Below are 13,482 nucleotides of genomic sequence, written 5' to 3' on the forward strand. Positions count from 1 at the left end.
ATTTTTTGTGCTGATCCTACATTACGATTTCTCATCTATGGTGATAAGCTATGATTTGGTTATAAATCAAAAGAAGAAAAAGAGTCCTCTTTCTTATTCTTCTGTCTGATTCCTTCAAGCAACAGCTTCTGTGGTCACCATTATTTAAATTTTATCTGTCCCTTCAAATTCAGAGGGAATACCTCATTCATCCACTGGCTACTTTTTATTTGATTCTAAGTTCTTGTCCAGGATAAAGCATGTAGTTATCTGGATCAATACCATTCAATTGGAAAAGTTGATCCACACTTATACCTGCACGTTCAGCCACTTGTCTTGGGCCTTCGCCAGCTTGAACGGTAGTAGTAGAGCCAGCTACTGTTGCATCTGCTGAAGAAGTAGGTGTTGTTTCTTGCGCCACCGTACTTGATGGCGTAGTTGGATCTTGATATTCACTCGTTGAAGATGGAATTGTTTCTTCTTGTGTCACACTAGTTGTCGGAGTTGTCTCAACGACTGGTTGTGTTTCAGTTGTTGGTTCTTCTACTGTACTTGATGTTTCCGTTGATTTTTCTGTTGATTCTACGGTCGAACTTTCAACAACAGAAGAAGTAGTAGATGTTGTATCTCCTGTTGCATTATTACTTGAACCATTTCTGATCCAGAAATAAGCACCAGCAGGGATTGCGATACATAACACTAGCAATACTAAAAATAATGACAAGAAGAGTGTATTCCCCTTCTTTTGCTGTCTTTGGGTACTTCTTGAAGATACTTCATCTTCTGTATCATAAATTGGTTGTTCCCATGGTTCTTGTGTTTCGTTATTTTCTGTTGATTGATGTCTATCTTTTCTGCTCACCTTACTGACCTCCTAATTTCTATCGTGGATATTATACCATAGGATAAACTTGATTGTCCTAAAAAATTATACATCATCGTTTTTTTAAAATAAATTTAGTAAAATATCTGGCCATTCCTCTAACTTTGTTGTGGGTAGTTGAATCTTATTTTCGTTTTGAGATAACACTGCACCGTCGTTATCACAACAGCTTTCTGGTTTTTCAGTCAATACCTCACCAAAATATGCCAACATCTGCTCTCTTCGACAATCAGTTGTATTGATATAGCGAAGCATCTGTTGTAGACGATCGATCTTTGCTTTTTCTTGCTGTTTCAATCGCCCAAGCCATTTTTCTGGTGCTTGCGTTTTTTGGATCACTTCTAACCACTTTTGTTGAATCTCATCAAAGAATGATGTATCTACTACCTCTTCATTCTTTAAATAGGTTTCAAATATTTGTCGTTGTTCTTTTGCAAGCTGGTTAAAAAAATAATGAATCTGTTCATCGCCCTTTTGATAAAGTAAAATAGCTGAACTATTTTGCTGATCTCTGCCTGCTCGACCAATTTCTTGCATATAATTTTCTAAACTATCTGGTAAATCATAATGAACAACATAACGAATATCTGCTTTGTCGATTCCCATGCCAAATGCATTCGTCGCAATTAGAAATTGTAATTGATTTTGACTGAATTGTTGCTGAAGCTGTCTTCTTTGTGAGGCATCCAATCCTCCATGATAATAACCTACCGCATATTTCGGTCGAAATAGTTGATAGAGACGCTCCACTTCTTTTTTTGTGGCGCAATAAATGATCATGGCTCCATTTGCCTGCTCCATCAATTCCTGTAATTCATGATCTTTCTCTTCTGTATGTTTTACAAATAAAGCAATATTGGTACGATTGACTGAATGTTTGATCCGTAAAGGCGTTTCTTGGAACAATACTGTTTCAATGTCTGCTTGAACTATTGAGGTGGCAGTAGCCGTCAATGCTAAAGTTGTCGGAGATCCTAATTGCCTGTTGATATCGCCTAAATACTGATATTCCGGACGAAAATCAATGCCCCACTGTGAGACACAGTGGGCTTCATCGATCACGTATAAGGCAATTTTTTGCTGTTTCAATCGATCAAGTAATTCAAGCTGATTCAACATTTCTGGACTGACAAATAAAAATTTATATTCTGCTAGATGTGCCAACACATACTGTCTTTCTGATTTAGATAATAAGCTATTATAGGCAACTACTCTTTTTTCTCCTCGTTTTTGCAATTGAATCACTTGGTCTTCCATCAGTGAAAGCAATGGTGACACTACCACTACCATCCCCTCCTGTAAATAACCGGTTAATTGATAACAGAGACTTTTGCCATTTCCTGTAGGTAAGATAGCTAAAACATCTTGGTTGTTTAATAATCCTTGGATGATTTCTTCTTGTCCTGGACGAAAAGCAGAAAAACCAAAGTAAGCATGCAGATGATCAGTTAAGTTCATTAGTTATTTCTCCTTTCAATTGCTCAATTTGATATAATCGAAACTCTCCGTAATCCAAATCACCGATGTTGACATCTCTATAATTCAAAGTAATAATCGGCTGAGATACATGTGATAGAATATTTCGTGTTTTTTTAGAGACGATCTGTTCATAGGGAAAATCATCAAAAAAAATGGCCCATTCAATCAAATGATCATTGATAGTTCCCCGTTTCAATCTACGCCTTGCCATAATCTGTTCTACTGAAAGACCTTCTTGAACCATTTGCCGTGTCACAAGCATACTTTGATTATGATTTTGATAAAGCAAAGGTTGAATCAACAGTTTCAACAAGAAAGGTTTGTGTTTTGAAATAGCTGCCAACAATAGATGGACACATTGATCTTGAAAAAATTTGAGTTTAGTATCATCTTTTGTCTTGATTAATTGATAATCAAGTAAGCCGATGCGACTGTTTCCAGAAAATTGATTCGCTAAAAAATCGGCTTTATCTCTAGGCATCAGCAAAAATATTTCTGTCAACTCTTGGTATAATCCCTCTGCAAGTTCTCTTCGTGAATAGTTAGCCTCTTTCAACCATCTTTTGATCTGATAACTATAAAATGGACTTGTTTCCACAGGCAAATATTTCTGTTCATCAGCCGCTAATTGTGATACAACTTGAACGGCAAATTTAATTAGACGCCAACATTCATTATCCGTTCGTCCATATTTATCATACTGTAGTCCTGTAAGATCAACACTTTGCTCTTCTAGCTGTTTTTTTCCTAAAGGTGTCAACTTTACATCCTTACCTTCTACATACAGCAAATTTTCTTTGGTCATTTCCTCAATCATGGTAAAAAATTCCGATTGTTTCAGTGTTGGAAAACTGCCGTGTATAAATAAAAGGCCATGGAAAAATCCATAGAGCAACACAGAGCTTGTACGCTTTCCACTAAGTAAGTGGAACAACGTGCTGACACGAAGCTTGTCTCTTGATGAAAATAAAGATAGAATAAACTCAGTCATAGTAATCCCCTTATGTTAGGATGGTAAAAATGTCATTATTATGTAAATTAGTTCCAGAACGCTGTATTGCTTGCGGTCTATGTCAAATCGAGGCACCGGATATTTTTGATTATGATGAAGAAGGCATTGTTTTATTTGCTCAAGAACCAGAAGCTCGTCAACAATTTGTCACTCCTTCGGAAGAAATCAACGTGCTAAAAGCATATCAAAAGTGCCCTGTAAGAGCGATTTTACTTGAAAAAAACGAATAATTCTTTAAAATCAGCAGAAATACCGCCCAACTAATTCTTTACTAGTTGCGATATTTCTGCTATTTACGTTAGCCTTGTGATCATGGAATGATTCACATCGATTGAATGGCATCTTTAGATATTTTTTAGCCAGTTAGTCATGCTATTAACGATGGCTGTTTGTTGGTCTTGATTGCTGATAGTTGCTTTGCCATCCCCTTTTTGCTCTCCATAGCTACCAAATCCTCCATGGTTTCCACCAGTGATCGATACATACTCTGTTTGTTCTGGCAAATAATCTTTTGCCTCCGTATATGCTTCTTGATTCATGACTTGATCTTCGGTACCAGTCAGACTTAAAATAGGAAGGTCCGAATTTTTTAATGTTCCTTTTTTATCGGGATAACTTGCCATGAAATAGACACCTTTCAAATGTTTATCTGATAGATTCGTATTCGCATAACGACTCGCCATCACCCCACCTAATGAATGTCCACCGATCACATAATCTTTATTTGGAAAATCTTCTAAGATTTTATCTGCCTTTTTTCCACTTAGAATGGCTAATTCAAAAGGCATTTTTGCTATGGCTACAGAGTAACCATTTTCTGCAAGCTGTTCTGCCCAGATACTATAACTTTCTGGTTCAACGAAGGCACCTGGATAAAAAACAATGAGAGGATTTTCTTTATCATCCGTTTGTTTTGCTTCAAATAATAAATAATCATCATTCTCTTTTCCTTGATCCAAGGAATGCTTAGCTTGTATAGAAGGTTCATACACACTTTGTTGCCAATAATAATACCCACCAGCTGCCCCTAATCCAAGAACAATCACTAATCCTATGACGATTCGTTTCAATATTTTCAAAAAAACACCTTCCATCACTCAATATTCAACTTATTCTCTTCTTACACACTAAAGAAAATACGAAAAAAAAGCAAATGGTTTTTTATCATTTAATTCGATTGCCAGAAAATCTGAATAAGCATAACGATATCTATCATGAGCCATTTGTCATCGGATTCACCAATAATCAACAACATTGGATGATTTGACTGCGTGCGTATCAAAAGACTTGTTCCTCAAAAAAACCTAGGATTATCATCATAACTGCTATTACGTTTTTAAAAATTGAAAGATACAAAAATATTAAAAATAGTTTCTTCAAAAAAAGCCAAAGAATCTCGAAAAATAAACTTTCGGACCCTTCGGCTTTTTTATTGAAGATTGAATATATCGTTACAACCTATTTAATAAGATTCTTTATTTTCCACACAAGCGATAAACAGCTTCCGCATAGATTTCCATCGCTTTATACATACTGCTTAATTCCCAACGTTCATTCGCTTGATGCATAAAGTCAGGTGTATCTGGGAACATGGCACCAAACGCCACACATTGATTCATTGTCCGAGCAAATGTAGCCCCTCCAGAAACAAATGGTTCTGTCATATCTCCTGTGATATCACGATACGTACCTAAAAGGTTTTTGACCAACTCACTATCTAATGGAACATACAGAGAATCTAAGAAATCAAATTCCTCATAAGATAAGTCATAAGCTTTAATTGTCTCTGTTAGTTTTGCTACCAAGTCCTCTTTTTCAAATGTCACAGGAATACGCATGTCGACACCAATTTTAGTATATTCAGGTGTCACTTCTAAGCTTGCAAAGTTCATTGTCAATTCACCGGACTGTTCGTCAGCGGTCTTTCCAACGACTTTTTCTCCAGTAGCATTTTCTTGCACTAATTGACCTAAGAAGTTGATTGGCGCAAAATCAAATACATCAGACAATGCCACAGCTAAACGAGTAATCGCATTGACACCTTCTGCCGCATCCTTCGCATGAATACTTTTTCCTAGGACAGTGATTGAGTCCCCATGATCTTCAAAATCAAAGTGATGATTATCCAACGCTGCTTTTACTTCTTCTAATTTTTCACCAGAATAAGGTGCGGCATCTGGAACAACATTTAATGCGCCACCCGCTTGTACTGAAAATTCTTTTGTTCCTGGACCAGTTAAGTAGGCTTGAAGCAATCCTTTTTCAGCATAGATCAACGGGAATTCTGCATCTGGTGCAAAACCTTGGGTGATCCCTTCTTCTTTTTCGTTATATTTTTCTAAGCAACGCCATAAATTTTCTTCATCTGTCCCAAAGATAAAGCGAATTCGTGTATTGAATTCCACGCCAGCATCCATCAATGCTTTTACAGCATACATTGCCGCAATCGATGGACCTTTATCGTCTTGTGAGCCTCGACCGATCAACCAGCCATCTTTGACAGTTGGTTCAAATGGTTTTGAATCCCAATTTTTTTCATCTCCTGCTGGAACCACATCCATATGGCATAAAATACCAAATAAATCTTCTCCAGATCCTACTTCCGCATATCCATAATAGCCTTCTGGATCTTTAAATGTTTGAAAACCTAAATTTCCACTGATTTCTAGCACTTTGTCCAATGCTTTAATCACTTTTTCCCCAAAAGGATGTCCTTTTCCAGAATCTGCTTCATCCAATACTGAAGGGATTCTAATTAACTCACTTAATGACTCTAACGCTTGTTCATGATGTTGTTCTGTCACAAATTGTTTCATGTTTTTAGCCTCCTAATCATTCTGAAAAAATATGGAAAGATTGTACAAAAACAGGACTTTCACATACCATTTATTCGCTTTAGTAAGTAACTAATGATGGTACTTTTGCTTTTGTAGCAACTTACTACTTATTTTCAACGAATAAATCATATGTCAAAGTCCCTCTTTCTTGCTGCCTCTTACTAAACCAAGATCGAAAAATCAAATACCAATCTCTTAAAGTCGATCTTCATCAATAAGCAAAAAAATCGAAAAATATGAGAACCTATCTTTCGTTTTCCTGGCTTCCCCCTTGGATCAAAGCTACTATCACAACAGCAGATCCAAATCAAATGATCTGGATCTACTGTTGAGCAGCAACTATCTATCGATTTCTCTAATATTCCTTGGAATCAAGTATAAAATGAGAACAAGCTTCCTATTTAATGATAGTTCTTTGTACCTAGTTTGTCTAGGATTACAGCATTGCTGCGACACCTAAGATGACACAAATCGCTACAAATAAAATCGCAATCAATTTACTCATGAATTTCCACCAAACAGAAATATCAAAACGAGCAATAGCAACTGCACCCATTACGATAGCTGAAGTTGGTGTAATCAAGTTCACTAAACCTGATGCTGATTGATAGGCAGTAATGACAAGGTCTTTACCAACACCAGCAAATTCGCCCATAGGTCCCATGATACCCATTGTAGCCGCAGCTAGACCTGAAGTAGATGGGATCAAGAATGACATTGGGATATAGAAAATAAATGTAAGGATAAGGAATACACTTGAAGATAGTGAGCTTAATCCTTGTTCCCCCCAATGTAAAATTGTATCAGTGATTAACCCGTTATTCATAACCACCTGAATACCACGAGCAACAGCTACAACGATCGCAACGCCGATCAAGTCTGAAGCTCCTGCTAAAAATTCTGAGATGAAAACTGATTCTTTCATACCGTAAGTGATTGCTACCACAATAGACATCACTAAGAATAACATAGTGATTTCAGGGAAGTACCAGTCACCTAGTGGAAGCATGTTTTTACCTAGAACAGTACCGATTACTGGTAATCCAGTTAACCAATTCGTCAATGATTCAAAAATTGTGAAGTTTTTATTTAAAGTTGTCCAAGGAATCAAACTAATAATCATGATTCCAAATGTAATAAAGAATAATACATTGACATGTTTTTGTTTTTTAGTGATTGTTTCTTGACGACTGATTGATTCGATATCGAAATGTTTGATATCTTCATCGCGTTGTTTATAAACTAATGACTTAGTTGGGTCTTTTTCTACTTTCGAAGCATAGCGATAAACGTAAACGATTGAGATTGCTAAAAGAATGATGAACATCAAGAAACGAAGTCCAATCCCTTCTCCCATTGAAATTCCAACAGCTTGTGAAGCAACCCCTGTTGCAAATGGGTTAACTGTTGAAGCAAGACATCCGACTTGTGAGCCGACAAGTACAATCGCTACAGCTGTGACTGTATCAAAGCCAACCGCCATCATTACAGGGATCAATAGAGCATAAAATGGGATAGTTTCTTCAGCCATACCATAAGTTGATCCGCCTAATGCAAATAAAAACATTAACACTGGGATCAACATTTTTTCTTTTCCTTTAAACCGCTTAACTACAGAAGCAATTCCGGCATCTAATGCGCCAGTTTTATTAATGATTCCTAAAAATCCACCGACGACTAAAATAAAGAAAGAAATAGGAATCGCAGCTGGTGTTTCTTTCGTTAATTCTCCTGCTGGCACCCCTAACATCCCATTAATCGGTGCCATGAAAATATCCCAAAGTCCTTGAGGATTTTGTGAGACTCTTTCATAAGAACCAGCAATGATGTTGCCTGCATCATCTACACTATAGTGCCCTGCTGGTATAAACCATGTTAATACAGCGATGATGGCAATAATAATAAATAAGACCGAATACGCTGAAGGCATTTGAAATTTTTTCTTTGTTGTCTGTTCCATATCTTTCTTCCTTTCTCATTTTGTTAAAATCTTAACTTATTGACCCATTGTTATTTTATCAAAAATATAGCAAGAACAAAAATAATAACACATGATTTTCTTAAATTTTATTCAAAACGTTCGTTTTATAACCTCCTTTATTTATTTTGTATAAATCCTTTATTCATAATAATTGTAGCGGTTTTCCACATTTTTGCACCATGTTTATTTAACAAACAAAAAGAGAAAACGCTCACACTTTTTATTGTTGAATTCATTTTTATTCAAAAAAAATGAAAATACTCACCCAACATTAATAAAACGCTTACAGTTAGAAGCTTATTGAATTTTTTTTCATAAAAAGAGATCAAGAAAAATCTTGATCTCTAGTTCTAATTAAGAAAATGTCTTGTTTTTTGTCTTCTGCTCAAAAAAGTCACCATTTGCTTCATTTTATATACTTTTGGCAAAACCTCTATTAATTCTTATTTATTGATGACACTGTGCCGTTTTTCTAATTGATGTTGTTTGCGACTCAACCAAGGCAATAACTTGGCATGTAATACTAAAAAGACTGCACTCACAATAAATCCTTTGATCAAGTTAAACGGGACAATTCCGATCAGTACGTAATTAGCCAATGGCATTCCTAACATCTGATCGGCACTTAAACCAAAAAATGCGAGATAAAGTGGTGTGATAACAAAATAATTCGCTACACTCATGAAAAGAGTTAATGCAAGTGTACCAGAAATGACACCAAGCAACTGGTTTCTCCCTTTATGTTGTTTACTTCTTTGGAAAAAGTAATAGATTGGTAATGTAAATAATGTTGTTGCGATGAAGCTTGCTACATCTCCAATTAGATTATCTGGTGAAAAACCAGTCGTCACTAGATGTAAGATTGAACGTAACAAGGCTGTCATCACGCCAGCGACAGGCCCAAATAAAAACATGCCGATCAATACTGGAATATCACTAAAATCAATCTTTAAAAAACTAAAAGCTGGCATGATCGGGAATGCAAAATATTGCAAAACCAATCCGATTGCAGCAAACATCGCTACTACAACCATTTTCTGTACACGGGTGTTCTTCATTTGAAATCCTCCTGTTAGGACTCCTCTTCAGCGAACCATCTAGCAAACGTTCACAAACAAAAAACTCTATTTTCCAGGGAAAATAGAGTTAGAGTCATTTGCACATACGTATGCCAAATAAGCTCTATCTTCTTTATCCAGACTATACTGTCGGTATCGGAATTTCACCGATTCAGCTACTTAAAAAAGTAGGTCGTGGACTATAACCACCGGTCGGGAATTTCACCCTGCCCCTGAAGACGAACCATATATAATTTTTGTTTACCTTTTCATTATACATATATAATAAAAAAATGCAATGTTTCCAGCTTACGAAAAGTAAGTTAGTTTTTTGATTGATTCATCAGTTGACTGATTTCTTTTTTGTTCAATTCGCGATAATCCCCAGGTCGTAATCCTTGTAAAGTCAAATCTCCATATCTTTCACGTTTTAATTTTTGTACCGGTAGACCTACTGCTTGGAACATATTTTTAACTTGATGGTTACGCCCTTCATGGATCGTCAATTCAACGATACTATGATTCGTTTTTTGGTCGACCGATAAGATCGTATATTTGGCTGGTGCAGTCCGTTTGCCTTCGAGTTTTACCCCTTTTGTCAAGGGTGAAAGGACTGATTTTGTGGCAATCCCTTTCACTTTTGCCACATAGACTTTATCGACTTCATGTTTTGGATGTGTCAATCGTTGGGCAAAATCACCATCATTCGTTAATAGGAGAATACCTGATGTATCATAATCCAACCGACCGACAGGATAGATTCGCTCTTTAACCATCGGTAGTAAGTCAGTGACTACTTTTCTTCCTTTATCGTCTGCTACGGCAGAAATAACGCCTTTTGGCTTGTATAATAAGTAATATTTGTTTTCTTCTTGATAAATTGGTACTTGGTCTACTTCTACAAGATCATGCTTGCCGACTTTTATACCTAACTCTTTCACTACTTGACCATTTACTTTCACACGACCAGCCAAAATGTATTCCTCTGCTTTACGACGAGAGGTAATACCAGCATGTGCAATTACTTTTTGTAGTCTTTCCATTATGATTCTTCTCCTTCACGTACCCCATCAAAGAACAAATCTAAAGGTGTATCTTCTTCAAACGAGATTTCCATTTCTTGTATATCAGGTAATTCTTTTAATGATTTCAAACCAAAATAATCAAGAAAATAATCCGTTGTTCCATAGAGGATTGGGCGACCTGGTCCATCCACTCGCCCTTTTTCTTCAATCAATCGGTAAACAGCTAAGCGCTGAATCGCACCAGAAACTTGTACACCACGAATCTGTTCGATTTCGCTTCTTGTGATTGGCTGTTTATACGCAATAATGGCTAATGTTTCTACAGCTGCTTGGGATAACGTATTGGATACTCCTTGTGCATACCTTTGTACGATCGAGGCTAACTCTTTTTTTGTTGTTAGCATCACACGTTTTTCAGTCTCAAAAAGATGCAACGCTGTATTTTCATTAGTTGAATAGCTCAATGCTAATTCAGCAATCAGTGCTTCGATTTCTTCTCGTTGACATTTAAGAAGGCCGGCTATTTCATCCAATTCAATTCCTTCTTCTCCTACAATAAATAAGAGTGCTTCAAGTTCACTTAATTTCGTCATTTTGTGTATCTCCTACTACTGGATAAAGCATAATTGGTTCATAATTATTTTCTTGTTGCGCTAGAATTTGACCGTTTTTCATCAATTCCAATAGCGCTATAAATGTTGTTACTACTTCATTTTTTGATGGTGTTTCAAAAAACGAATCGAAGGAACACCCTTCACCATGATGTTTTAATTTTTTTCTGATAAAGCTCATACGATCTTCAATCGTTGCTTCATCAGGGGTGATCGTCTTTTCTTCCTTCTTAGCAAATTTTTTTCGCTCTAGAATTTTCTGCATGGCTTGGAATAAGTCGATTTTCTTCACTTGACCACGTTTTAAAGGTTTTTCTTTTCCTAATATATCATCGATTGCTGAAGGTTCTTTCGTATAATACAGACTACGTTCCTCTGCTTTTTCAGATAATTTTTCTGCTGCATATTTAAATTTCCGATATTCTAATAATTGGTTCACTAACTCTTCACGAGGATCCTCTTCCCAGAATTCATCTTCTTCAATAAATGTTTCTTGGACTGGTAGAAGTGTTTTGCTTTTGATTGCCATTAGAGTTGCAGCCATCACTAAGTATTCACCAGCCACCGAAAGTTCAAGTGTCTTCATTGTATGGATATAATTCATGTATTGTTCAGTAATAGTCGCAATTGGAATATCATAAATATCGATCTCCATTTGCTGGATCAAGTGAAGGAGCAAGTCTAAAGGTCCTTCAAATATGTCTAATTTGATTTCAATCTCTGCCACATTGCTCACTCTTTCCTCGTTTCATTGATCCATTTCGATAGGTAAGCCTCTGTGATTTCAGTAGGATGAATCAAGATGTCTGGATACTTTTCCTGTAGTTCATTCAACATTTGAAATCCTATTTTTTCTCCTCGATACGAAGGATTCAATGCAATATCATGAACTGTCATCTGATCCTTTTCAGTCCAGTGGACACCAATAATCCCTTGGATGTTGGTTGATCCTTCCGGTGTAAAGAAAAAAAGCTCGTAATCATTTTCGGTTTCATACGTATCGATTTCTTTTAATAAGCTTTTTTCCGCGTTCAGCTTTTTATGGAAACTTAATAGCCCCATTGCAATTTTTCGGTTTTCTTTTCGATAATGTGTTAACATTTTCTCACCATCCTATGATTAAGCCCTTGGAAAATGCTGCTTGTAAACATCTGTCATTCGTTTTTTCGTAATATGGGTATAAATTTGTGTCGTAGAAATATCTGCATGTCCCAGTAATTCTTGAACCGTCCGCAAATCTGCTCCGTTTTCCAGTAAATGTGTGGCAAAACTGTGTCGCAAAGTATGAGGAGTAACCTCTTTATAAATTCCTGCTTCACGGACAAGCTGTTTTAAATTTTTCCAAATCCCTTGTCTTGAAAGACCAGTGCCATGATGATTCAAAAAGACATGTATTTCTGATGTATTCTTGACAAGTAATGGCCTTACCTCATCCAAATACCGCTCTAGCCACTGGATCGCGTAATCTCCTAAAGGAATGATCCGTTCTTTATCCCCTTTACCTAGTGTCTGTACTAACCCCAGAGATAAATGAAGATCTCCTAATTTCAAACCAACTAATTCGCTAACTCGCATCCCTGTGGCATACATCACTTCCAAAATAGCCCGATCTCTGATTCCTAAGCTTTTTGAGGTATCTGGTGTTTCGATCAATCGCTCCACTTCTTGCAAAGAAAGTGTATGAGGAAGTTTCTGCGCTTTTTTAGGCGTATCAATATGTTGCATTGGATCTTGTTCTGTATAACGTTCTTGTCGCAAGAATTGATGGAATTTTCTTAAACTTGTGATCATACGTGTAATCGTAGCAGGTGCCTTGTTCTCACCATGAAGTTTTTCCAAATATTGAATGACGACAAAACGATCCACTTGTTGCCAAGAGGTCACATTCTTCTCTTGTAGATACGCTAGATACTGGTTCAAATCCCGTTCATAACTTTTTCTTGTATTGAATGACAATCCACGCTCAATATTCAAATAGCGAAGATATTCATTGATTTCTTCTTCCATCATTCTCCACCTCATGCTTCTTTATCATATCAGATAGGCTAGATTTTCGATAGTCTATTTTAACATGACTTCAAAGAAAAAGCCGTCTACTGATTCAGACGGTTTTTTCTCCTTTTTCTTTATTATAGCACTCTTGACAAATTCCATGAAAGGTCAAGCGATGATCTTTCACAAAAAAGTGATAGCGTTGTTCAATTACTTTTTCGACTTCGCCTAATAGATCCTCTTCCACTTCTTCGATCGTTCCACAATTCAAACACAGTAAGTGATGATGGAAATGTTTGGCCCCTTCTTTTCTAAGATCATATCGTGCGACTCCGTCATTAAAGCTGACTTTATCAATGATCTTTATTTCAGTCAGAATTTCTAGTGTCCGATAAACAGTCGCTAAGCCAATTTCTGAGTTCTTTTTTTTCACTAAAAAGAAAACTTCTTCTGCTGATAAGTGTTCTTTCTCATTTTCTAAAAGGACGAGTAATGTAGCTTCTCTTTGCGGGGTTAGTTTAAACCCAGATTCATGTAGTTGCTGTTTCGTTTTTTTCATCAATGACATCGTATTCATGTCCATTTTCTCAACCCCAACAATTTATAATAATTCTAATTAAAATAT

General features: G+C 36.4%; 14 protein-coding genes and 1 riboswitch. Of the genes, 1 reads left to right on the plus strand and 13 read right to left on the minus strand.

The window, feature by feature from the left end:
• Positions 1 to 205: 205 nt before the first annotated feature.
• From A5844_RS01885 to A5844_RS01895, 3 genes are all read right to left on the minus strand, one after another.
• Entirely contained in the window at positions 206 to 841 is a 636-nt protein-coding gene (locus tag A5844_RS01885) for an SAG1386/EF1546 family surface-associated protein (RefSeq protein ID WP_086283416.1), read from the minus strand.
• A gap of 84 nt (positions 842 to 925) precedes the next feature.
• Positions 926 to 2,320, minus strand: a complete 1,395-nt coding sequence (locus tag A5844_RS01890) for a RecQ family ATP-dependent DNA helicase (RefSeq protein ID WP_086283417.1) — start codon at positions 2,318 to 2,320, stop codon at positions 926 to 928.
• On the minus strand, positions 2,307 to 3,332 hold the full coding sequence (locus tag A5844_RS01895) for a helix-turn-helix domain-containing protein (protein ID WP_086283418.1): 1,026 nt from the start codon (positions 3,330 to 3,332) through the stop codon (positions 2,307 to 2,309). Before A5844_RS01895 ends, A5844_RS01890 begins: the two co-directional genes overlap by 14 nt.
• Positions 3,333 to 3,361: 29 nt before the next feature.
• Between A5844_RS01895 and A5844_RS01900 the strand changes: the two genes are divergently transcribed.
• Positions 3,362 to 3,583 carry a ferredoxin gene (locus tag A5844_RS01900; protein ID WP_086283420.1) on the plus strand — a complete coding sequence of 74 codons (222 nt, stop codon included), beginning with the start codon at positions 3,362 to 3,364 and terminating at the stop codon, positions 3,581 to 3,583.
• Positions 3,584 to 3,697: 114 nt separating this feature from the next.
• Here A5844_RS01900 and A5844_RS01905 read toward each other — a convergent pair whose 3' ends face one another.
• The 10 genes from A5844_RS01905 to fur form a co-directional block, all read right to left on the minus strand.
• Entirely contained in the window at positions 3,698 to 4,432 is a 735-nt protein-coding gene (locus tag A5844_RS01905; protein WP_179190515.1) for an alpha/beta family hydrolase, read from the minus strand.
• Positions 4,433 to 4,828: 396 nt separating this feature from the next.
• Complete coding sequence (locus tag A5844_RS01910) at positions 4,829 to 6,169, minus strand: M20 family metallopeptidase (RefSeq protein ID WP_086283423.1); 1,341 nt, start codon at positions 6,167 to 6,169, stop codon at positions 4,829 to 4,831.
• Positions 6,170 to 6,626: 457 nt separating this feature from the next.
• Entirely contained in the window at positions 6,627 to 8,150 is a 1,524-nt protein-coding gene (locus tag A5844_RS01915) for a YfcC family protein (protein ID WP_086283425.1), read from the minus strand.
• A gap of 464 nt (positions 8,151 to 8,614) precedes the next feature.
• Positions 8,615 to 9,229, minus strand: a complete 615-nt coding sequence (locus A5844_RS01920) for an ECF transporter S component (protein ID WP_086283428.1) — start codon at positions 9,227 to 9,229, stop codon at positions 8,615 to 8,617.
• Positions 9,230 to 9,351: 122 nt separating this feature from the next.
• Positions 9,352 to 9,474, minus strand: a riboswitch (FMN riboswitch).
• 78 nt (positions 9,475 to 9,552) lie between these two features.
• A complete protein-coding gene (locus tag A5844_RS01925) occupies positions 9,553 to 10,272 on the minus strand; it encodes a pseudouridine synthase (protein ID WP_086283430.1) in 720 nt (239 codons plus the stop codon).
• A complete protein-coding gene (gene scpB / locus A5844_RS01930; RefSeq protein ID WP_086283432.1) occupies positions 10,272 to 10,847 on the minus strand; it encodes an SMC-Scp complex subunit ScpB in 576 nt (191 codons plus the stop codon). Before scpB ends, A5844_RS01925 begins: the two co-directional genes overlap by 1 nt.
• Complete coding sequence (locus tag A5844_RS01935) at positions 10,831 to 11,592, minus strand: segregation/condensation protein A (protein ID WP_086283434.1); 762 nt, start codon at positions 11,590 to 11,592, stop codon at positions 10,831 to 10,833. The genes scpB and A5844_RS01935 overlap by 17 nt, the downstream gene beginning before the upstream one ends.
• A 5-nt stretch (positions 11,593 to 11,597) precedes the next feature.
• On the minus strand, positions 11,598 to 11,966 hold the full coding sequence (locus tag A5844_RS01940; RefSeq protein ID WP_086283436.1) for a GNAT family N-acetyltransferase: 369 nt from the start codon (positions 11,964 to 11,966) through the stop codon (positions 11,598 to 11,600).
• A gap of 18 nt (positions 11,967 to 11,984) precedes the next feature.
• Positions 11,985 to 12,872: a site-specific tyrosine recombinase XerD gene (gene xerD, locus A5844_RS01945; RefSeq protein WP_086283438.1), complete on the minus strand. Its 888-nt coding sequence runs from the start codon at positions 12,870 to 12,872 to the stop codon at positions 11,985 to 11,987.
• Positions 12,873 to 12,966: 94 nt separating this feature from the next.
• Positions 12,967 to 13,440: a ferric iron uptake transcriptional regulator gene (gene fur / locus A5844_RS01950; protein WP_086283440.1), complete on the minus strand. Its 474-nt coding sequence runs from the start codon at positions 13,438 to 13,440 to the stop codon at positions 12,967 to 12,969.
• Positions 13,441 to 13,482: the final 42 nt, after the last annotated feature.

Source organism: Candidatus Enterococcus wittei, from assembly GCF_002140175.1.
Classification (GTDB): Bacteria; Bacillota; Bacilli; order Lactobacillales; family Enterococcaceae; genus Enterococcus_B; species Enterococcus_B wittei.